Annotated in this window: 18 protein-coding genes, 1 tRNA gene and 1 pseudogene; 15 read left to right on the top strand and 5 right to left on the bottom strand. The window is 58.9% G+C overall.

What is annotated here, in order from left to right; genetic code table 11:
- Positions 1-24: 24 nt before the first annotated feature.
- Positions 25-474 (bottom strand): DoxX family protein, encoded by a 450-nt coding sequence (locus J2Z75_RS06620; protein ID WP_209849539.1) that lies wholly within the window; start codon positions 472-474, stop codon positions 25-27.
- 187 nt (positions 475-661) lie between these two features.
- Here J2Z75_RS06620 and J2Z75_RS06615 point away from each other — a divergent pair, with 187 nt between their 5' ends.
- Both J2Z75_RS06615 and J2Z75_RS06610 read left to right on the top strand, forming a co-directional pair.
- A complete protein-coding gene (locus J2Z75_RS06615) occupies positions 662-943 on the top strand; it encodes a SelT/SelW/SelH family protein (RefSeq protein WP_209849536.1) in 282 nt (93 codons plus the stop codon).
- Positions 944-1,028: 85 nt separating this feature from the next.
- On the top strand, positions 1,029-1,385 hold the full coding sequence (locus J2Z75_RS06610; RefSeq protein ID WP_407692748.1) for a YqaA family protein: 357 nt from the start codon (positions 1,029-1,031) through the stop codon (positions 1,383-1,385).
- A gap of 74 nt (positions 1,386-1,459) precedes the next feature.
- Here J2Z75_RS06610 and J2Z75_RS06605 read toward each other — a convergent pair whose 3' ends face one another.
- A complete protein-coding gene (locus tag J2Z75_RS06605) occupies positions 1,460-1,783 on the bottom strand; it encodes a BA14K family protein (RefSeq protein ID WP_407692743.1) in 324 nt (107 codons plus the stop codon).
- A 272-nt stretch (positions 1,784-2,055) separates the two neighbouring features.
- Between J2Z75_RS06605 and J2Z75_RS06600 the strand changes: the two genes are divergently transcribed.
- From J2Z75_RS06600 to J2Z75_RS06585, 4 genes and pseudogenes are all read left to right on the top strand, one after another.
- Entirely contained in the window at positions 2,056-3,489 is a 1,434-nt protein-coding gene (locus J2Z75_RS06600) for a phosphomannomutase (protein WP_209849530.1), read from the top strand.
- A 149-nt stretch (positions 3,490-3,638) separates the two neighbouring features.
- Positions 3,639-3,725 (top strand) — tRNA-Leu (locus J2Z75_RS06595).
- Positions 3,726-3,821: 96 nt separating this feature from the next.
- On the top strand, positions 3,822-4,106 hold the full coding sequence (locus J2Z75_RS06590) for a DUF6538 domain-containing protein (protein ID WP_209849528.1): 285 nt from the start codon (positions 3,822-3,824) through the stop codon (positions 4,104-4,106).
- A gap of 9 nt (positions 4,107-4,115) precedes the next feature.
- Positions 4,116-4,717, top strand: a pseudogene (locus tag J2Z75_RS06585) (IS6 family transposase); the annotation flags it as partial.
- Positions 4,718-4,773: 56 nt separating this feature from the next.
- Here the strand turns inward: J2Z75_RS06585 and J2Z75_RS06580 are convergent.
- The gene (locus tag J2Z75_RS06580; protein ID WP_209849525.1) at positions 4,774-5,676 is read right to left on the bottom strand and encodes a LysR family transcriptional regulator; all 903 of its coding nucleotides are present in this window, start codon (positions 5,674-5,676) and stop codon (positions 4,774-4,776) included.
- A 109-nt stretch (positions 5,677-5,785) separates the two neighbouring features.
- Between J2Z75_RS06580 and J2Z75_RS06575 the strand changes: the two genes are divergently transcribed.
- From J2Z75_RS06575 to J2Z75_RS06560, 4 genes are read left to right on the top strand one after another with little or no spacing between them, the layout of a single operon-like run.
- Positions 5,786-6,868: a 4-oxalomesaconate tautomerase gene (locus J2Z75_RS06575; protein ID WP_209849520.1), complete on the top strand. Its 1,083-nt coding sequence runs from the start codon at positions 5,786-5,788 to the stop codon at positions 6,866-6,868.
- Between the two features lie 47 nt (positions 6,869-6,915).
- Positions 6,916-7,917, top strand: a complete 1,002-nt coding sequence (locus J2Z75_RS06570; protein WP_209849518.1) for an ABC transporter substrate-binding protein — start codon at positions 6,916-6,918, stop codon at positions 7,915-7,917.
- 15 nt (positions 7,918-7,932) lie between these two features.
- Positions 7,933-8,763: an ABC transporter ATP-binding protein gene (locus J2Z75_RS06565; protein ID WP_407692742.1), complete on the top strand. Its 831-nt coding sequence runs from the start codon at positions 7,933-7,935 to the stop codon at positions 8,761-8,763.
- Complete coding sequence (locus tag J2Z75_RS06560; protein ID WP_194730311.1) at positions 8,747-9,523, top strand: ABC transporter permease; 777 nt, start codon at positions 8,747-8,749, stop codon at positions 9,521-9,523. Before J2Z75_RS06565 ends, J2Z75_RS06560 begins: the two co-directional genes overlap by 17 nt.
- Positions 9,524-9,910: 387 nt before the next feature.
- Here J2Z75_RS06560 and J2Z75_RS06555 read toward each other — a convergent pair whose 3' ends face one another.
- On the bottom strand, positions 9,911-11,071 hold the full coding sequence (locus J2Z75_RS06555; protein WP_209849515.1) for an ROK family transcriptional regulator: 1,161 nt from the start codon (positions 11,069-11,071) through the stop codon (positions 9,911-9,913).
- A gap of 251 nt (positions 11,072-11,322) precedes the next feature.
- Between J2Z75_RS06555 and J2Z75_RS06550 the strand changes: the two genes are divergently transcribed.
- Genes J2Z75_RS06550 through J2Z75_RS06530 form a run of 5 tightly spaced genes read left to right on the top strand, consistent with a single transcriptional unit; the run spans position 11,323 to position 16,756 of the window.
- Complete coding sequence (locus J2Z75_RS06550) at positions 11,323-12,618, top strand: glycoside hydrolase family 30 protein (RefSeq protein WP_209849513.1); 1,296 nt, start codon at positions 11,323-11,325, stop codon at positions 12,616-12,618.
- Between the two features lie 47 nt (positions 12,619-12,665).
- Complete coding sequence (locus J2Z75_RS06545; RefSeq protein WP_209849511.1) at positions 12,666-13,928, top strand: extracellular solute-binding protein; 1,263 nt, start codon at positions 12,666-12,668, stop codon at positions 13,926-13,928.
- A 56-nt stretch (positions 13,929-13,984) separates the two neighbouring features.
- Positions 13,985-14,905, top strand: a complete 921-nt coding sequence (locus J2Z75_RS06540; RefSeq protein WP_209849508.1) for a carbohydrate ABC transporter permease — start codon at positions 13,985-13,987, stop codon at positions 14,903-14,905.
- Positions 14,905-15,735, top strand: a complete 831-nt coding sequence (locus tag J2Z75_RS06535) for a carbohydrate ABC transporter permease (RefSeq protein ID WP_112858187.1) — start codon at positions 14,905-14,907, stop codon at positions 15,733-15,735. The genes J2Z75_RS06540 and J2Z75_RS06535 overlap by 1 nt, the downstream gene beginning before the upstream one ends.
- 25 nt (positions 15,736-15,760) lie before the next feature.
- The gene (locus J2Z75_RS06530) at positions 15,761-16,756 is read left to right on the top strand and encodes an ABC transporter ATP-binding protein (RefSeq protein WP_209849505.1); all 996 of its coding nucleotides are present in this window, start codon (positions 15,761-15,763) and stop codon (positions 16,754-16,756) included.
- A 310-nt stretch (positions 16,757-17,066) separates the two neighbouring features.
- Here the strand turns inward: J2Z75_RS06530 and J2Z75_RS06525 are convergent, their stop codons facing one another.
- Positions 17,067-19,382, bottom strand: coding sequence for a beta-glucosidase family protein (locus J2Z75_RS06525; RefSeq protein WP_209850634.1), 2,316 nt, complete (start codon positions 19,380-19,382; stop codon positions 17,067-17,069).
- Positions 19,383-19,425 lie beyond the last annotated feature (43 nt).

Raw genomic sequence — 19,425 nt, 5'->3', positions numbered from 1 at the left:
CGATCGGGACCGCAGCGCGAATGTTTAGATCTGCCGGCCGAGCTTGGCGTCCACCGACTGCGCATTCGATCCGCGAACGGCGAAGAACAGGAAGATGGCTGCCCAGAGGATCGATTTCTCGGCACCACCGAGACCCTCGCCCTGAACGATACCGTGGAAATAGACCGTCACCAGCAGCACGATCATCGCCGCGAAGGCCGCCGGGCGGGTGAACAGGCCGATCGCGACCAGGATGCCGCCGAAGAACTCGGTGGCAGCAAGAAGCGGCGACCAGAAGACGCCGGGGTAAAAGCCGAGCCCTTCGACCATGCCGACAGCGCCGAAAGGGTTCATGATCTTGCCGTAGCCATGCGTCACCAGAAGCACGCCGGCAATGACACGCAAAAGCGTTTCCGCCGTCGTGTCGAACGGCAGATAGAGCCGTTGCAGGGCGGGCACCATGGCAGGTGGGCGGACGGATGTGATGTCGGTCATGTCGTTTCCTTTGAATTTTCGCAATGCCGCATTTTCTTGCTGCGGAAATGGCACGAGGCAAGGTCCGCCCCTTTAAAACATGATAAATTTAGTTGACATTTTCGTGAGGCGATCGTCATCGCCCGTGGTTGCCGCACATGCGGCGGGGAGATACCATCGTCTTTGCAAAATCACACCGGAAGCCGACATGACCGAAAAGCCGCGCATCTCCATCCTCTACTGCACCCAGTGCAACTGGCTGCTGCGCGCCGCCTGGATGGCACAGGAGCTGCTCTCCACCTTCGGCGACAGCCTGGGCGAGGTCGCGCTCGTTCCGGGCACCGGCGGCAATTTCGAAATCCACGTCGGCGCGGTGCTGATCTGGGAACGCAAGCGCGACGGCGGCTTTCCCGGTCCGAAGGAATTGAAGCAGCGTGTGCGCGACGTGATCGAACCCGGGCGCGATCTCGGCCATACGGACCGGACCTGATGCCTTGACGGCAGGACTTCTTTTCGGCGTCTTCAGCGCCGCTTTCCTCTCGGCCACCTTGCTGGTCGGCGTGTCCGAAGCGGCATTGGTCCTTGCGGCCGGGCAGCCGGACGCCCGGCTGTTCGAGCTCTTCCTGGCCGCGACCATCGGCAACGTGCTTGGAGCCATAGTCAATTTCGCACTTGGCCGCTTTCTGCTGCGCTTCGAGCATCGGCGGTGGTTTCCCGTCGGCCCAGCCAACCGGCAGAGAGCCGAGGTACTGTTTGGCCGCTACGGCAGGCCTGTCCTGCTTTTCTCTTGGCTGCCGGTCATCGGCGATCCGCTGACGCTTGCGGCCGGGTTGCTGCGCACGCCTTTTCCGGTCTTCCTCCTCTATGTAACGATCGGCAAGGCAGCGCGTTACGCTATGCTGCTATGGGCTTACACCGCACTGGCGGGATAGGTTTTGCGGAGACGTGTTTGCAAAAACGAAAACGGCGGGGAAAATCCCCGCCGTCTTCGACATGAAACGCCGGCTCACCGGTAAGGCGAACGGCAGATTCGATAGACGCCACCATACGCCAGGAAGCGATTGGTCGACGGATTGTAGGAGCGATACCGGGACAGGCACCACTCCACATGCGACCCGCCGTAACCGCGGCGATAAACCACCGGTGGCGCTACATAGACACGATAGCCCGGGCGATAGTAGCGCCGATGGCTGTAATACGGCCGATAGTAAGGTCTCGGCCGATAATGACCGTGGCCGCGATGGGTGACGGTCTGCACATCGGACTGATGCGCCACCTTGACGTCCGGCACCGCCAGCGGCACCGCCTGCGCGGAGGCCATAGGTGTCATGATGGAGGCGGCGCTCAGCACGCAGCCAATAACGAAACTTCGAAATCCCGCCATTTGTCTCCTCATTTCTCCCAAAAGGGTTTGCTTCGGTTGGTGTCCCTGTTTCATATTACGGCCAGTGTTTTTGTTTTATTCGTTGTTTCGTTTATTGCCCGACTGCAAATTTGGCGTCATTCGACGTCCAACCCCTACCAAACGGGTAGAATGCGCCAATATTCCCTGCGAGTCACTCGCCCGATTATCAAAATCCTGTCAACCAGACGGAGAATAGATTGAGTTTGAAATTCGGCACCAGCGGCCTGCGCGGCCTGTCCACGGACTTGAACGGTCCCGCCGCGGCCATCTACGCGACCGCCTTCGCGCACTATCTTTTGTCCTCCGGTCAGGTCAGATCCGGCGATCCGATCCTGCTTGGCCGGGACTTCCGCGCCTCGAGCCCGGAGATTTCTGCCATCTGCGCCGGCGCATTGACCCGTGCCGGACTGACCGTGCTGGACTGCGGCACCGTGCCGACACCTGCGCTGGCGCTTTATGGCCTGGAAAGGAATGCCGCTGGCCTGATGATCACCGGTTCGCACATCCCCGCCGACCGCAACGGCATCAAATTCTACCGTCCGGACGGCGAGATCGCCAAGGCCGATGAAGAGGCGATCGGCGCTGCGGCGGCCAAAATCATCGCTCAATCCACCCCCATCGACGCGACGCCGGGAACGGCTGACAATCATTCCGAACCCGCGATTGCGCTTTTTCTTGCCCGCAACACGGCGATCCTGCCGCCCGGCGCACTGTCCGGCCTGAAGATCGGCGTCTACCAGCACAGCACGGTGGCACGCGATCTGTTCGTCGAGGTACTCGCCCACTATGGCGCGGATGTCCTCCCGCTCGGCCGCTCCGCCGATTTCATTCCCGTCGATACGGAAGCCGTGTCCCCGGCAACGATCGAACTGCTCAAGGCCTGGGCTGGAGAATACGGGCTCGATGCCATCGTCTCGGCCGATGGCGACGGCGACCGGCCGCTCGTCAGCGACGAGACCGGCCTGCCCTTGCGCGGCGATCTGCTGGGCCTGATTGCCGCCCAGTTTACGGGGGCTTCCATCGCCGTCACGCCGGTCACCTCCAATTCCGGCCTGGAGCGCCAGCAGGGCCTTTCCATCCTGCGTACCCGCGTCGGCTCGCCCTTCGTCATCGCGGGCATGCTGGAGGCCGTTGCCGGCGGCCAGACGGGCGTCGTCGGTTTCGAGGCCAATGGCGGCACGCTGACCGCCACCGACTTCACCCTCAACGGCACCCTGCTCAGGGGCCTGCCGACGCGCGACAGCTTCCTGCCGGTGCTTGCGGTGCTATCGTTCGCCGCGCGCAGCCACAAGCCTCTCTCGGCGCTTGCAGCGGGCTATGCCTTGCCGGTGGCGCTGAGCGACCGGATCGAGAATTTCCCAATTGAGACAAGCGCCGCGCTGATGGCCTATCTGCGCGGCGGCGCGGACAATCTCGCCGCCTTTCTCGCCCCCATAGGAAAGCCGCAATCCATCAGCGACATCGATGGATTGCGGGTAACGCTGACCGATCGGAGCGTTATCCATTTCCGCCCCTCGGGCAATGCCCCCGAGATGCGCTGCTATGTCGAAGCGGAAACCGCCGATCAGGCGCAGACGCTGCTCGAACAGGGCCTCGATTGCATCCGCGCCTTTGCCCGGCAATGCGGCTGAGGCCGATCGCAAAACGACCCGGCCCGAAATCATTTTCGTGGAAAACCGTTGCAGCCCAACGGTTTATTTGGCTTTCCGCAGACCTTTTCACGAAAACTTCAAAAACCCTGTTGACACCTGCACGCGAGCCGCTTACATCCCCGTCCGTCGCCCAGATGGCGGAATTGGTAGACGCGCCAGCTTCAGGTGCTGGTACTCGAAAGGGTGTGGAGGTTCGAGTCCTCTTCTGGGCACCATTCCATTCTAAGTCCTTGATTTAATTCAAGGACTTTTGTGCTAGTCAGTAATGTCCCAGCTGTAACAGTGTTTGTTATAGTCGAGGCATTCAAAGCATGAAAATATTGCCTGAACGGCTTATGGTGCGAAACGGCACCTTCTATTGCCGAATGCGGGTGCCGCGCGATCTGGCGCGGACCTTTGGTCGGGAGTTGATTGTCACCTCCTTGCGAACAGAAGATCTCACGACAGCCAAATCTCGGCTTGCTCGAAAGCCCATCGAGCTGGAAGATCAGTTTGTTGCCACACCGGCAAAACAACATTCTGAAAAAGGCTATGGCCAAACTCCCATGATCGATTCGACGACGGCTCGAGCCCGATTTCTGAAGATCGCCCGGTAGGACGCTAAGGAGTGCGGCTTCGATATGGATCATAGTCCCATCAACAGATCGGCCCTTGCCTACGCGCCAATGCTCGAAAAGCGGCTCCGCCGGTTCAGGAAGCCACACTGTGGATCCGTTCGCATCGACGAAACCTACGTGAAAATCCGCGGTCAATGACGCTATCTTTTTCGGGCTATCGACAAACACGGCAGCGCCGTCGATTTCCTGCTCACAGCAAAGCGCGATCTGGATGCCGCCAAGCGCTTCTTCCGCAAGATGCTAAAGGACGAACCGCTGCCGTCACCCGGCAAAATCGGCACCGACGGAGCCGGTACCTTTCCTTCGACCATCAAAACATCTGTCGATGAGGGCCTCCTGCATCCCGACCCCGTTCTTTATCTTATCAAACACCTGCAGCAAGGCATCGAGAGTGACCATTTCCGGGTGAAAAAAACATGCCAAAAATTGGCGGCTTTCAAACTCTCAACACAGCGCGACTGACCATCGCCGGTTTCGGGGCGATGCTATGGTTGAGGAAGGGCTTCGGCTTTTCCGGAGGCTGGTCCATCAATGACCAGAATGATTTGCTGGCGCGCATCTTCGGACTCAAAAAGGCTGACAAAGCGTGAAATCGCAGCCGCTTACGAGATAACTGCACACTCAAGAAAAGTTTGCGACCAGGCCCTCAGCTTCCTTCGGCCCAGGTCCCAATCAACATTGTCATGAAGCGCTCCGCCGCAGGCGAAAGCGTCCCGCCGCGACGTCGTACGATGCCGATCGTTCGTGAGATTTCGGGATTGCGAATAGGTCTCGTGACGAGGAACGGGTGCTCTTCCTGTGGCGTAGCGAGTTTCGGCAGAACCGAAATTCCAAGCCCGGCCTCCACCAAACCAAGCGATGTCGAGAGATGCGTGACCTCATAGGACCAGCGCAGCTTCAGGTTCGATTTCGCCAATGCTGCGTCAAGAAGGGTACGGTTACCGCTTGAGCGGTGGACCGTGATCAGTTGATAGGGCGCCAGATCGTCCCATTCGAGCTCGCTTTTCGCCGCCAGCGGATGATCCTTGCGTGCCGCCAATACGAATGGATCTTCGATGAGCCTCTCGAAGATGAGGTCGGGATCTGAAAAGCCCATGATATTGATGCCGAACTCGACTTCCCCGCGGGCGACTGCCTGAAGCCCGTCGGTGGCGGGCAGATCGAGAATGCGAAAACGAATATTGGGATACTCGGCGCTGAACTGCTTGATGACGGTCGGCAAAAAATAGAAAGCAGCCGTCGGCAGGCATGCGATCGTCACAAGGCCGCTGCGCTGGGACCCGACATCGCGCACCGCAAACAGCGACGTGTCGAACTCCTCAAGCATGCGCCGTACCAGGGGGATCAGCTCCGCGCCAAGGGCGGTTGTCGAGACATGACGCGTCGTGCGCTCGAGCAAGGGCGCCCCGATTGCCAGCTCCAGCTTCTGAATTCGACGGCTGAGTGCCGGCTGTGACAGATTGAGCGCTTCGGCAGAGCGGTGGAAGTTTTCCAGTTCGACGACCGATAGAAACGCGCGGAGATCCAATATCTCGCAATTAATGCTCATAACGCATCATTCCCTCTGATATTCGCATTTCACATATCAATGGTTTTGCCGCTTACTGCAACAAAGAAGCTGATTGATATTTAAATCACATCAGTATGCGGACACAACCATGAACGACCTGATTTCCATTCCCTGCGTTCTGATGCGAGGCGGCACCTCCAAAGGACCGTTCTTTCTCGCATCCGACCTTCCGTCGGATGAGCGTGAACGCGATCAGATCCTGCTTTCGGTCATGGGGTCTGGTCATCCTTTGCAGATTGACGGCATCGGCGGCGGCAACCCCGTCACCAGCAAGGTTGCCATCGTCGGCCCGGCAACCGTGTCCGATGCGGATGTGGATTATCTGTTCGCCCAGGTCCGCATCGATCAGCAGCTCGTGGATACTTCACCCAACTGTGGAAATATGCTGGCGGCCGTCGGGCCGTTCGCGATCGAGGCCGGCCTGGTCAAGGCGGTGACGGGCGTAACCCGCGTGCGCATTCACAACGTCAATACCGGCAAACTGATCGAAGCGGAGGTTCCGACCCCCGATGGCGGCGTTGCCTATATGGGAGATGCCTCGATCGACGGCGTGCCCGGCAATGCTGCGCCGATCGCGCTGACCTTCATGGACGCGGCCGGGGCACGCACCGGCAAGCTTTTCCCCACCGGCAACCCGCGCGACAGGATCGATGGCATCGATGTGACCTGCATCGATTGCGCGATGCCAATGATGCTGATCGAGGCCGCCGCCCTCGGTGTGACGGGCAATGAAACGGCTGCCCAGCTCAATGCCAACGGCACATTGCTGCAGCGGCTCGAAACGCTAAGGCTTGAGGCCGGCCGGCGCATGGGCATGGGCGATGTCAGCAATCAGGTGACGCCAAAACCGGTGCTGATCTCCAGGCCCAACAAGGGCGGCGATCTCCGGGTGCGCTATTTCATGCCGCACCAGTGCCACCCGTCTCTCGCCACGACCGGCGCGGTTGGGATTGCCACGGCCTGCATCAGCGACGGAACCGTCGCCGCGCAGCTGATCGGCGACCGCAAGCCGCCGGTCGTCCTCGTTCTGGAACATCCAAGCGGTCGTTTGGAAGTGAAACTGGATACCCGCGACGGCAAGACAGTCGCCGGAATCCTGCGGACGGCCCGACGTCTCTTCGAGGGTCGGGTCTTTGCAAAACCTATCGTGCAAATGGTTTGCGCGGCATAATCGAAAGTGGTTGCCGGGAGGGCGCCACGCATCAGGGAGGAATACACATGCGTAAACTCATACTCGCCCTTGCGACAACGGTCGCTTTCGCCGGTTCGGCTTTTGCGGAACCCGTCCGCATCAGCGTCGGGTCCTACAACCTCAACAACCTGCCCTTCCCGGTCGCAGCTGGCCTGGGTCTCTACGAGAAGGAAGGTCTTGAGGTGACCGTCGAAAACTTCGCATCTGGCGGCTCCAAGACGCTGCAGGCGCTTGTTGCCGGCTCCACGGATATTGCTGTCGGCTTCTACGATCATACGATCCAGATGCAGTCGCAGAACAAGGCGGTGGTCGGCTTTGTCCAGCTTGCGCGCAATTCTGGCCTCGTTCTGGCCGGCGGGAAAAACTCGTCCTTCGATCCGACCAAACCGGAAACGATCAAGGGCGCGAAGATCGGCATCACCGCACCGGGATCATCTTCCGACTTCTTCGTGCGCTACTACCTGCAGCGCAACAATCTTTCGGCCGACGATATCTCGCTGATCGGCGTCGGTTCCGGCGCGGCCGCAGTCGCGGCACTCGAGCAGGGGAAAGTCGATCTTCTGGTCAACTACGATCCCGCGGCGACCTTTATTGAAGCCAAGGGTGTCGGCAAGATTTTGATCGACGCCCGCAGCGACGAGGGTGCCAAGGAGATCTATGGCGGAATTTATCCGACCTCCGTCCTCTATGCGACCCAGGCCTATATCGACGAGAACCCGGAAACCATCCAGAAGGTCACGAACGCCACCGTCAAGGCACTGGCATGGATGAACACACATAGCGCTGAAGAGATCGTCGAAAAACTGCCGAAAGAATTCATCTCCGGCGACCGGGACACCTATGTGAAGGCCGTCCAGAATGCCAAACCGATCTTCTCGGTGGACGGCACATTCAGCCAGACCGACACGCAAACGCCGTTGGCCGTTCTCAAGAGCTTCAATGAAAAGGTTGCTGCCGCAACAATCGATCTTTCCAAAACCTACACGAACGCTTTCGTGGACAAGGTAACGGATAAGACCACCAACTGATCCGAGGAGGAGGCCATGTCTTTGGCTGTCGTAAACCCCATGCCTGCCCCGGCGGGACAGCAAAACGCAAAGTCGATGGTATCGATCGACGCCGTGACAATGTCGTTTGGTTCCTATGTCGCGGTGCAGGACGTCAACCTCACGGTTGCCGATGGCGAGTTTCTCGCCATCGTCGGCCCTACCGGTTGCGGCAAGAGCACCATTTTGAATGCGATCGCAGGACTTTTGAAACCCGCGAGTGGAACGGTGTCGATTGACGGCACGCCGGTCAAGGGCGTGCAGAACGACATCGGCTATCTCTTCCAGCAGGACGCGCTGCTGCCGTGGAAGACATCGATCGAGAATGTCGAGCTCGGCCTGATGTTCAGGGGTGTCGGATCCACCGAGCGCCGCGAGCGTTCGATGAGCTGGCTTGCCAAGGTCGGGCTGAAGGGCTTCGAACACCGCTATCCGCATCAACTCTCCGGTGGCCAGCGCAAACGTGTCCAGATGGCGCAAGCCCTCATTGCCGGTCCGAAGGTGATCCTGATGGACGAGCCCTTCTCCGCGCTCGACATCCACACGCGGCACCTCATGCAGAATGAGTTGCTGCGCCTGTGGCAGGAAGAACGTCGCGCCGTGGTCATGATCACGCACGACCTTGAAGAGGCAATCGCGCTGGGAGACCGCGTCGCCATTCTGGCCGCCGGCCCTCGTTCGCGGGTCATCGAGAGTTTCCCGGTCGATCTCGAGCGGCCACGGGATGTGGCTGAGATCAAACTCGATCCACGCTTTATGGATCTGTATCGCAATATCTGGGCTTCCCTGCGCGGCGAAGTGGAGAAAAGCTATGAACGTCGTGACTGAACGCATTATCCAGCTCGGTATGCTGGTCTTTATCCTCGGCGGCTGGCAGCTCGGCGTGACCGCCGGCTTCATCGATGTTTTCTTTTTCCCGGCGCCACTCGATATCTTCAACCAGATCGTCAGTTGGATCGTTGACCCGGGCTTTTACAAGCATGTCTCGATAACCCTGACGGAGACTGTGCTGGGTTACATCATCGGCACGGGTCTTGGTGTCGCCGCCGGTGTATGGCTCGGTCTCAGCCGCAGCGCGGCGCGGATTCTGGACCCGTTCATCAAGGGTCTGAACGCCATTCCGCGCGTCGTGCTGGCGCCGATTTTCGTTCTTTGGCTTGGACTTGGCCTCTGGTCGAAGGTGGCGCTTGCCGTAACGCTCGTTTTCTTCATCACCTTCTTCAACGCGATGCAGGGCGTGCGCGAAGTCAATCCGGTGGTCCTCGCAAATGCAAAGATCCTCGGGGCCAAACGTTCCGATCTGTTGCGGCACGTCTATTTCCCGGCAGCGGCCAGCTGGATCCTGTCCTCCCTTCGCACGTCTGTGGGCTTCGCGGTGGTCGGCGCCATCATTGGCGAATATCTCGGCTCTTCTGCAGGGCTTGGTTATCTGATCGCGCAGGCGGAAGGCAACTTCGACGCGGTCGGCGTGTTCGCCGGCATCATCATCCTGGCCATGTTCGTCCTCATCATCGACCGAATTCTCGATGTGCTGGAAGGCCGGCTCATCAAGTGGAGACCGAACGCAGCAGAAGAAAGAGCGGCGTAACTAATCGAATCGTTTCCATGCGAGTTGGAGTTGGGGTGCCACCATCGGCGGCCCACTCTTTTTCGGCCTTAAGTTCGAACGGTAACCAACACCCGGTTGGTGAGAAGAATCAAAGTGCTAAAATCGTGGCGTTTCTGAGCATCCATTGTTTTAGCACCCCATTGAATGGTGCCGGCTCACACATTCTCTCCCCCTTCTTCATCCAAAATCAATGATGATCGTCTTGGGTTGGCGGCGCGCCCTTCTTGCGAAGATTCATGCCCTAGTCGTGCGGGTCGTTGTGGGGCATCGATCCGCGGATGTCTCTCCCTGCAATGCCGTCGACCACGACGTCGAGGGGGTGCAACTGTGTGAAAGCTCTCCCGAGCAGTATGCAATGCGTTTGGCTCAGGCCACCCCGTCCGCACTTTCGAAATCGAAGAATTTCTGGATCGCAAGGGCGGAAGCCCCACGCGACCAGATGTTGTTCTCCCAGTCGATCTCGATCGGCGGCGGCACTTCAAAGCTGTACTGCTTGACGGCTTCGATCATCGGATCAATCAAAGCCTTTCCAAACCGAATGGCTTCCCCGCCAACAATGACCACTTCCGGGTCGACCAGGTCGATCATGCCGACGAGGCGGATACCGATGTCGCGGCCGATCGACCCCAGGAGTTCGACTGCCTGCGGGTCCCCGGATTCTGCTGCTTCCTGCAATTTGACCGGTTTCTGCCCCGCACTCGTGGCACACAGTTCCGCCCACTGCCTTTCGATGGCCGGCTCCGAAAACCGATGGCTCCAGTTCGCAAATGTGTCCGTTTTCAGCCCGCCGCCATCGACGGCAAAGCCAATTTCACCAGCCGCGAAGCGCGCGCCACGATGGATTTGCCCATGGAAAATCAGCGCCGACCCAACACCCGTGCCGATGATCAGCACGAGCGCCGAAGAACGCCTGCGTGCCGCGCCGAACAGTTGCTGGGCGATGGCGAAAGCATTGACATCGTTATCAACCCAAACAGGAACATGAACCTGCTCGGCAAGGAGGGAGGCAATCGGAACGTTGTGCCAACCGAACCGGTGGGAGATCCGACAGACACCATGTTCGACGTCTATCAATCCGGGCATCGCAAGCCCCACGCCGATGAGCTTTTCACTGCGCAGATCGCTGTCTGGGATCAATTGTTGGACCGCCTGCCTGGATGCTTCCGCCACGGTTTCTGGCTCCACGTTTGACAGTGCGACCACCGTGGCGGCCAGCGGCTCTGTGGAAAGATCCGTAAGCACCGCTTCGACGCGGTCAGACATCAGCTTGAGGCCGATCGAATATCGTGCGGCGTAGTCGAGCTCGACCAGCACCGGTTTGCGCCCGCCCGTGCTTTGGGTACTCTCACCCTCTTTCAGAAACCCCTCCTCGATCAGCTCGGAGACCAGTCCCGTTATTGCGGCATTGCTAAGGCCGGTCTTTGCGGCCAGCTCCCCGCGGCTCAAGCCCCCTTCCCGGCGCAGGAGATTGAGGGCCAGTCTCCGGTTGAGTGCTTTTGCGGTGCCTTGATCGACTTTAAGTGCCATGCGCCCATCTTATTTCATTAAGTGAAAAAAGTCTTGCCATAATCCCCATGCTGAACTATAAAGCCCGCGAGGATCAGTCTCCTGTTGCTGTAGCACAGCCGATTGGCGTCTGGGAGGAGTCCAGACAGTCTTCCAGAAAATCGCGGGCCTACCCGCAGACACGAACATATTCAGGCACATATGCGCCGGATGTGGTGTGCGATCCCTTTCGCACGCCATGGATTTCTGCGCGCCCAAGGTGGAACGAGACAATGACGATTTCTTGGATTTCAACATCTCCTGCAGAGCAATGGGTCGCCAAGTCAATCGACCAGCCACTCAGTGCCATGCGCGGTCCGGCGTTGACCACTGGCACACCCATCCTTGAGAATTTCAAAGGCTTTGGTGGCTGCTTCAACGAACTGGGCTGGAAGGCACTCCAGCTTGTCGACGACAATGCGCGCCAAACCATCCTCGCGGACCTTTTCTCCAAGGACGCCTGTGCATTCAACTACTGCCGCTTGCCGATCGGCGCGAACGACTATTCGGAAATCTGGTACAGCCACAACGAAACGGCTGGCGACTTCGCCATGGCTGATTTCTCCATCGAACGCGACCATCAATATCTGATCCCGTTTATCGAGGCGGCCAGGGAAATGCGGGGCGAAGAGTTGACCCTCTTTGCCTCGCCCTGGAGCCCGCCGACCTGGATGAAATTCCCGCAGGCTTACAACTACGGCACGCTTGTCTGGCAGCCGGAATACCGTAAGGCCTATGCCGACTATTTCGTCCGTTTCGTCCAGGCTTACAGCGACATTGGCATTCCGATCGACGCCGTACATGTCCAGAATGAACCGAATTCCGACCAGAAGTTCCCGTCCTGTATCTGGACCGGAGCCAAGATGCGCGACTTCATCCGCGATGATCTCGGACCGGCATTCTCGGCCGCCGGCCTGAAGACGGAAATCTGGGCGGGTACGATCGAACGGGGCGACTTCAATGCGTGGGCCGGCACGATCTTTTCCGATGCCGAGGCGGCGGCCTACATCACCGGGGCCGGATTTCAATGGGCCGGAAAACACGCTGTCCAGCGGACGCGTCAGGCATTTCCGGACCTGCCGATCATTCAGACCGAGAACGAATGCGGCGATGGCGCCAACACATGGGACCATGCTCACCACGTCTTCGACCTGATCCAGCACTATGTTTCAAACGGCACTGAAGCCTATGTCTACTGGAACATGGTTCTTGAGCCGCAGGGCGAGAGTACCTGGGGCTGGCAGCAGAACTCGATGATCACCATCGATCCTGAAAACCTGGCCGTGATCTACAACCCCGAATTCTACGTGATGAAGCACTTCAGCGCCTTCGTGCGTCCGGGCGCCAAGGTGCTTGCCACCGTGGGGGCGATGGCGGCAAACGCGCTTGCCTTCCGCAATCTTGACGGCACGACCATCTTCGTCATCCAGAATCCAAGCGATGCGCCTCGCAACGTCCCCCTGTCTCTTGGAGAGGAGGCGGCAACGTTCACCCTGCCCGCGCGCTCGATCAACACAATCCGTTTTTGACTGTTCTGGTGGACGATCCCCGTCTGCCCTGCTTGAGGAGGAAGTACATGAACCTTTCAATACGCATGCTCAGGAATACCGCGCTTTTTCTGTCGCTTTCTGCGTCCACCGTGCTGGCGCAGACGACCGTCAACATTCTGCGCCCGGAAGTACCGGCCAACGAAAAGGCCTATTACGATCAGGTCGTCAGTGAATTCGAGAAGACGCATACCGGCGTCGACATCGCGTTCGAATACCTCGCCAACGAAGCCTATAAGCAAAAGCTGAGCATGCTTCTGCAATCCGACGCGAAACCCGACTTGATCTACAGCTGGGCCGGCGGCGTGCTGGCGCAGCAGGCTGAAGCCGGGGTCTTGCAGGATATCACCGCGGTGATGTCGCCGGAATGGGAGGATAGCCTGTCGGCAGCGAGCCTTGCGGCGTTCACCGTCGATGGCAAGGTCTACGGCATACCCACCAACGCCAATGAGGTTGTGTTCTGGACCAATACGGACCTCGCCAACAAGGCTGGCATCGATCTGAGCGCCATCAAGACCTGGGATGACTTCCTCGCGGCGGTCAAAAAGGCGAAGGCAGCCGGCGTTACGCCGATCCTCGCCGGAGGTAAGGACAAGTGGCCGCTGCACTTCTATTACGGCTACCTGATGGTGCGCGAGGCGGGCAAGGACGGACTGGCTGCGGCCATTGCAGGAGAAGGCGATGGTTTTGCGTCGGCACCGTTCATTAAAGCGGGAGAGGACTTCAAGGCACTTCTCGATCTCGAACCCTTCCAGCCGGGTTTCATGGACACAACCTTCGAGCAGGCGACGGGCATGTTCGGCGACGGCAAGGGTATCTTCCACCTGATGGGTGACTGGGATTACGGCACAGCCAAGCAGAACTCCGCCACAGGCAAGGGTATCCCTGACGAAAAGATGGCGACTGTCCGGTTCCCGGTGGTTGCCGGTGGTGCCGGGCAGGCAACCGATACCTTCGGCGGCATCAATGGGTTTGCCGTGGTCGCCGGTGCGAAGCCCGAAGCGGTCGAATTCCTGAAATATCTCTCCAGCAGGGAAAACCAGGCAGAAGCCGGTGCTGAGGGTCTCTTCATTCCCGTAACCAAGGGTGCGGACGACCGGATGAGCAATCCCTTCTTCAAGCAGATGTCGGCCGCCCTGGTCGCGTCCAGCTTCCACCAGATCTTCCTCGATCAGGCGTTGGGGTCGGACGTTGGGGCGACCGTCAACGATGCCGCAGCAGACATTGCCCAGGGTGCGGCAACCCCGGAAGAAGCCGCGAAAACCGTCCAGGATGCGTGGTCCGTTCGTTGAAATTCGCATGTCGCCGGCAGGTTTGACCTGCCGGCCCCATCCAGTGGAGCGAAGCCATGACCAGTGCAGCAAGCATACACAACCGGAAGTCCCGTTCGATATTCGCCGATCTCATGTCCAGCAAAGGCCAGGCAGTCCTTCTCTTGCTGCCGCCAGCCTTGCTGCTGTTCACCCTCTTCGTCGCCTTGCCGCTGTTCGATGCGGCCTACTACAGCCTGTTCAAATGGAACGGATACGGCACACCGACCGATTTCGTCGGCCTCGACAATTTCCGTCAGGTCCTCAATCACGGCATCTTCTGGGAGTCCGTTCGCAACACCCTGATCGTGCTCGCCGTTTCGCTGTTCATCCAGCTGCCGCTCGCACTCGGCCTTGCGCTGATGATCTACGAGAAGACGCCCGCGAACACCTTGTTCCGGCTGGTCTTCTTCCTGCCCTACATCCTGGCGGAAATCGCCTCCGGATTGATCTGGAGCTTTGTCTTCGACGGCAATTCCGGCGTCGCAAGTGCCATTTTCAAGTCACTCGGGATGGACCCCGTCTTCATTCTCGCCGATCGCCACTGGGCCTTTCTCGCCATCACGCTCGTGGTGGTGTGGAAATATTTCGGCTTCCACATGATGATTTTCGTGGCCGCCTTGCAAAGCGTTCCGAAGGAACTTCTGGAGGCTGCAAGGCTCGAAGGCGCAAAGCGCTGGGAAGTCGTCCGCTTTGTCCAGGTGCCGTTGATCGGGGCGGCAATCGGCGTCTCCGCCTTTTTCGCCGTCGTCGGGTCGCTGCAGCTCTTCGACGTGGTCATTCCGTTGACCAATGGCGGGCCGTCCAATTCGACCCACACCATCGTCACCTATCTCTACAGCTTCGGCCTCACCCGCAACCGGATCGGCTTCGGTAGCGCTGTCGGCGTCTTGCTCTTCCTTGCCGCCGTCGGGGTCTCGATCTTTTACCAGTATCAAACCAACAGGAGGAGCAAGTGATGACCTACGCTCGCTTGGTTCCACAGCTCGCGCGTCTGGCGATCCTGCTGATTGTCGTAACGTTCGTACTCGGCCCTTTGACAGTCGCCGTGTTCGGCGGCTTCAAAACGAATGGCGAACTGCTGGCCAGTCCCTTCGGCCTTCCTTCACACTGGAACACCGAATTCTATTCGGCACTGCTCAACGATCCGGGCTTCTGGAAATATCTGGGTAATTCGCTGATCATCTCGCTCTCCACGGTCGTCCTGACGCTGATCGTTGCGGCCGCAGCCGCTTACGTGTTTGCGCAAATCCGCTTCTTCGGCTCCAGGATGATGATGTCTTACCTTTTGGCCGGACTCGTGTTTCCGTTCGCGACGGCAATCCTTCCGCTCTTCATCAAGGTGCGGGACTTCGGCCTTCTCGACAGCTACTGGGCCGTGATCCTGCCGCAGACGGCGTTTGGCCTGTCGCTCTCCATCCTGCTCTTCAAGACATTCTTCGAGCAGTTGCCCAAGGAGCTCTTCGAAGCGGCCTATGTTGAAGGGTGCGGCTATATCCGCTTCTTCTGGCGCTTCACCCTGCCCCTTTCGACACCGATCCTTGCCACCGTCGGCGTCTTTGCCTTCGTTCAGAGCTGGAACAACTTCCTGCTGCCGCTCGTGGTGATCAACTCGCGCGACCTGTTTACCTGGCCGCTCGGCATGATGCAGTTCCGTGGAGAATTCCTCGTCGAATGGAACAGGGTTCTCGCGTTCATCACACTCACCATCCTGCCGGCCGTCGTCTTTTTCGTCGCCGCGCAGAAATACATCGTTGCCGGCCTGACGGGCGGCGCCGTCAAGGGCTGAAACTTAATTTTGGGAGGACTAGAACATGGCAAATGTAGAACTCAGCAACATCAACAAGACGTTCGGAGCAGTCGAGACGATCCCAGATTTGACGCTTTCGGTTCCGGACGGCTCTTTCACGGTGCTTGTTGGCCCCTCCGGCTGCGGAAAGTCGACTTTGTTGCGCATGGTGGCGGGTCTTGAGGAGCCAAGCCGTGGCAAGATTTCGATCGGTGGCAGGGATGTCACCCATGAGGAGCCGTCCAAGCGCGGCATCTCGATGGTATTCCAATCCTACGCGCTTTTCCCCCATATGACGGTCGAGCAGAATATCGACTTCGGCCTCCGGCTTTCGAAGACACCACCGGAGGAACGGCAGAAACGCGTCGATGCGGCGGCCGAGATCCTGCATCTCAAGCCACTTCTGAAGCGCAAGCCGGCAGCCCTGTCCGGCGGTCAGAGGCAGCGCGTTGCGATCGGACGTTCGATTGTCCGCAACCCTGACGTTTTCCTGTTCGACGAGCCCCTTTCCAATCTTGACGCGGCTCTGCGCAATCAGATGCGAGTCGAACTCGCCGATCTGCATGAGCGGTTGAAATCGACGATGATTTACGTGACCCACGATCAGGTCGAGGCGATGACGCTTGCCGATCAGATCGTTGTGATGAATGCGGGAAGAATCGAGCAGGTCGGTGCGCCGATGGAACTCTACAACCGCCCGCAAACACTGTTCGTCGCAGGCTTCATCGGTTCCCCCCGGATGAACCTGATTACCGGCGAGGCCGCCGCAAAAGAGGGTGCGAAGACGATTGGTGTCCGGCCCGAACATATTGAGCTAGGCGAGCGTGGTGCCTGGAAGGGCCGACTGCGCTTTGCCGAACATCTCGGCAACGAAACCATCGCCTATATCGATTCCGAACTTGGGGAGCTGATCATTCGCATCAATGGCGACCACAAGATGAAACCGGGGGAAGTGCTGCAGTTTCAGTTCCTGCAGGAGCATATCCACCGCTTTGATGAAAGCGGGCGGCGGATACAGTAACGGGCTCGCGCTATGGCGCCCTTATCGCGCTTACTGATAAGGGAATTACACACCGATTTGCGTTGATCTGGAATACCGCCAGCGCCGACCAAGGTTTTTGCGCAACCCCTGCAGCCACGCAAGCCGAAGTCCCCGGCCGTTCCCATGTATCAGGTGGCGAAACATAGCTCGCCACCCCCAAATTTTGATCGCTAGCCCATCAAATCATGAAGCGCACAGTTACAAAGCTCAATTCCTCCGCCTTGATTGCGATCGAACAATAGACGCACGAATACCAATAACCTTGAAAACCAACGGCACAACCCGGTCATTAACGCAGCTCTGGTGATGTATCTTCGTTTATTGCATCAAACAGTACCGCAAGCTCGCCCTCCGAAATGCTTTCACCAATTGACCAACTGAGCGCATCGTAGAAGCCGAAAAAGGATTGCCGCGTTCCATCGATAAGTTTCTGGGCTTCATCCTCGCCCAGCTTCAGCCGCTCAACGATAAAGCCTTTCAGCGCCGGCTCCGCCTTCGGATGGCTGAATACGATAGCGGGTGACGACGTTGTCTTGATCCGCGGAGCGGGCGTCGGTTCCGGCACGCAGGGCAGGACCCGCGACAGACGGATATCGCGCGATGAGGCTGCAACTTCGATTGCGAACGCCGTCGCCCGCAGGGTCCAGCGTCCGGTTGCGGTATCGAAATACTGGAAGTCGCGCGGCAGAAGTTCGATATTCACCGTCGCTGTTTCTCCCGGGGCAAGAGCATGCTTGGAAAAAGCCTTGAGTTCGCGGACTGGCCGTTTCAGTCCCGGCTCGATCGGGCGCACGAAAATCTGCACGACTTCCTGACCGAAGACCTCTCCGGTATTGCCGACTTTGAACTGCAGCCTTACGGGCGAGCCGGGCACGACCGCTTCCGCATCGACGGAAAGATCGCCATAAACGAAGTGGGTGTAGCTCAGACCGTGGCCAAAGGGAAAAAGCGGCTTCACCGCACGCACATCATAGTAGCGGTACCCGGCGAAAATGCTTTCGCTGTAGAGATGATGGCCGTTTTCGCCGGGATAAGTATGGAAACCCGGAATATCCTGAATCTTAACCGGCAGCGTCGTGGAGAGCTTTCCGCTGGGATTCACCTTGCCGAAAAGCACCCGTGCCAGAGCCGCGCCACCTCCCTGCCCCGGATAGAAGCAGGCAAGGACGGCATCGACCTTATCAATCCAAGGCATGGCAACGGCATCCGGCATGGTCAGGGCGACAATCGTCCGGCAACCCGTGCTTGTCAGGGCCTCGATCAGTGCATCCTGTCCATCGGCAAGGCTGATATCGGATCGGTCGGTGCCCTCGCCTTCGTCGCCGGTACGATGATTGGCGAAGACAAGGACCATATCGGCAAGGCGCGCCTTGGCCACCGCGTCTGCAATCTGGGTGCCGAGATCGCCGCCATTTTTAGCGAATGGCATGAAATCGATCGCCGCCTCTGCCGCAAGGGCACGGATTTCATCCAGCGGAACATCGACACGGTAAGGATTTGTGGTTGCTGAGCCGGACCCTTGGATTGTCGGCTGTATCGCTCCAGTGCCAACGACGAGAAGGCGTTTTCCCGCCATGTCCTTGAGTGGCAGCGCGGCTGTATCGTTTTTCAGGAGAACAATCGATTCCGCAGCCATGCGGCGGGCAAGTTCGTGATGTCGATCGAGATCGACGGGCCCGACCGCTCGGCGTTTTCCAACCAAGCTCCGGACAAACGAAAGAATACGCCGGCAAGATCGGTCCAGCGCCTCGCAGTCCAGGTGTCCGGCCTGAAGGGCCGCGCGCAGCCGCGCCTTGCGCGGGCCGCTTTCCGGCATGTCGAGATCGGTGCCGGCATGGACCGCCGCTGGCCGGTCCTTGATCGCATGCCAATCCGAGATCACCACGCCGTTATAGCCCCATTCCTCCCGCAGAACGTCCGTCAGCAACCATCGGCTTTCAGCGGCCTGCGCGCCATTCAGCGGATTGTAAGCGCTCATCACCGTCCAGGGATCGCTTTTGGCAATCGCCCGTTCAAACCCGGCAAGGTAGATTTCACGAAGCGCGCGTTCGTCGACGTCCGAACTCATATTGGTTCGGTCGATCTCGGAATTATTGCAGGCAAAGTGCTTGAGCGAGGCTCCGACACCAGCGCCCTGCAGGCCACGAATGAGACCGGCGGCGAGATCACCGCTGACGACCGGATCTTCGGAGTAATACTCATAGGCACGTCCGGCGAGCGGGGTCCGGCGAATATTGATACCGGGGCCAAGAAGCAGATCGACACCGAGAGCCTGGCACTCGGCCGCCAGCGCCTGTCCCAGTTGCTCTGCAAGGGAAGTATCCCAGGAGCAGCCGAGAAGATTGCCGTTCGGAAAACATGTCGCCGGATGAGTATCACCGAACATCCCTGCGCCACCATCTTCGGCGCGCCGGTTCACCACCGCAAGAAAAGCGGAAAGAGCGGCCTCCGGATCGCTGCCGGAATCGATCTGCGTTGTCGAATACCGTACGCCATAGGTCCCATCGGTCATGACGATTGCGGGTATGCCAAGGCGCTCGATAGCCGTGGTCCTCCAGAGCCCGTGGCCGCTGACAAAATCGATCTTTTCCTCATCGGTCATCATAGCGACAACAGACTGCAACTCGTCATCATCAACGGTGTTCAAG

Source organism: Rhizobium herbae (assembly GCF_017873135.1).
Classification (GTDB): domain Bacteria; phylum Pseudomonadota; class Alphaproteobacteria; order Rhizobiales; family Rhizobiaceae; genus Pararhizobium; species Pararhizobium herbae.
The sequence above is the reverse complement of the archived record's forward strand: the minus strand, read 5'-3'. Positions and strand labels throughout refer to the sequence as shown.

Excerpts from the sequence above, each read along its gene's own strand:
- J2Z75_RS06525 (WP_209850634.1), bottom strand. The coding sequence starts at position 19,382 with ATGATGACCGATGAGGAAAAGATCGATTTTGTCAGCGGCCACGGGCTC.
- J2Z75_RS06615 (WP_209849536.1), top strand. The coding sequence starts at position 662 with ATGACCGAAAAGCCGCGCATCTCCATCCTCTACTGCACCCAGTGCAAC.
- J2Z75_RS06540 (WP_209849508.1), top strand. The coding sequence starts at position 13,985 with ATGACCAGTGCAGCAAGCATACACAACCGGAAGTCCCGTTCGATATTC.
- J2Z75_RS06565 (WP_407692742.1), top strand. The coding sequence starts at position 7,933 with ATGTCTTTGGCTGTCGTAAACCCCATGCCTGCCCCGGCGGGACAGCAA.
- J2Z75_RS06555 (WP_209849515.1), bottom strand. The coding sequence starts at position 11,071 with ATGGCACTTAAAGTCGATCAAGGCACCGCAAAAGCACTCAACCGGAGA.
- J2Z75_RS06530 (WP_209849505.1), top strand. The coding sequence starts at position 15,761 with ATGGCAAATGTAGAACTCAGCAACATCAACAAGACGTTCGGAGCAGTC.
- J2Z75_RS06605 (WP_407692743.1), bottom strand. The coding sequence starts at position 1,783 with ATGACACCTATGGCCTCCGCGCAGGCGGTGCCGCTGGCGGTGCCGGAC.
- J2Z75_RS06545 (WP_209849511.1), top strand. The coding sequence starts at position 12,666 with ATGAACCTTTCAATACGCATGCTCAGGAATACCGCGCTTTTTCTGTCG.
- J2Z75_RS06620 (WP_209849539.1), bottom strand. The coding sequence starts at position 474 with ATGACCGACATCACATCCGTCCGCCCACCTGCCATGGTGCCCGCCCTG.
- J2Z75_RS06580 (WP_209849525.1), bottom strand. The coding sequence starts at position 5,676 with ATGAGCATTAATTGCGAGATATTGGATCTCCGCGCGTTTCTATCGGTC.
- J2Z75_RS06570 (WP_209849518.1), top strand. The coding sequence starts at position 6,916 with ATGCGTAAACTCATACTCGCCCTTGCGACAACGGTCGCTTTCGCCGGT.
- J2Z75_RS06590 (WP_209849528.1), top strand. The coding sequence starts at position 3,822 with ATGAAAATATTGCCTGAACGGCTTATGGTGCGAAACGGCACCTTCTAT.
- J2Z75_RS06535 (WP_112858187.1), top strand. The coding sequence starts at position 14,905 with ATGACCTACGCTCGCTTGGTTCCACAGCTCGCGCGTCTGGCGATCCTG.
- J2Z75_RS06550 (WP_209849513.1), top strand. The coding sequence starts at position 11,323 with ATGACGATTTCTTGGATTTCAACATCTCCTGCAGAGCAATGGGTCGCC.
- J2Z75_RS06575 (WP_209849520.1), top strand. The coding sequence starts at position 5,786 with ATGAACGACCTGATTTCCATTCCCTGCGTTCTGATGCGAGGCGGCACC.
- J2Z75_RS06560 (WP_194730311.1), top strand. The coding sequence starts at position 8,747 with ATGAACGTCGTGACTGAACGCATTATCCAGCTCGGTATGCTGGTCTTT.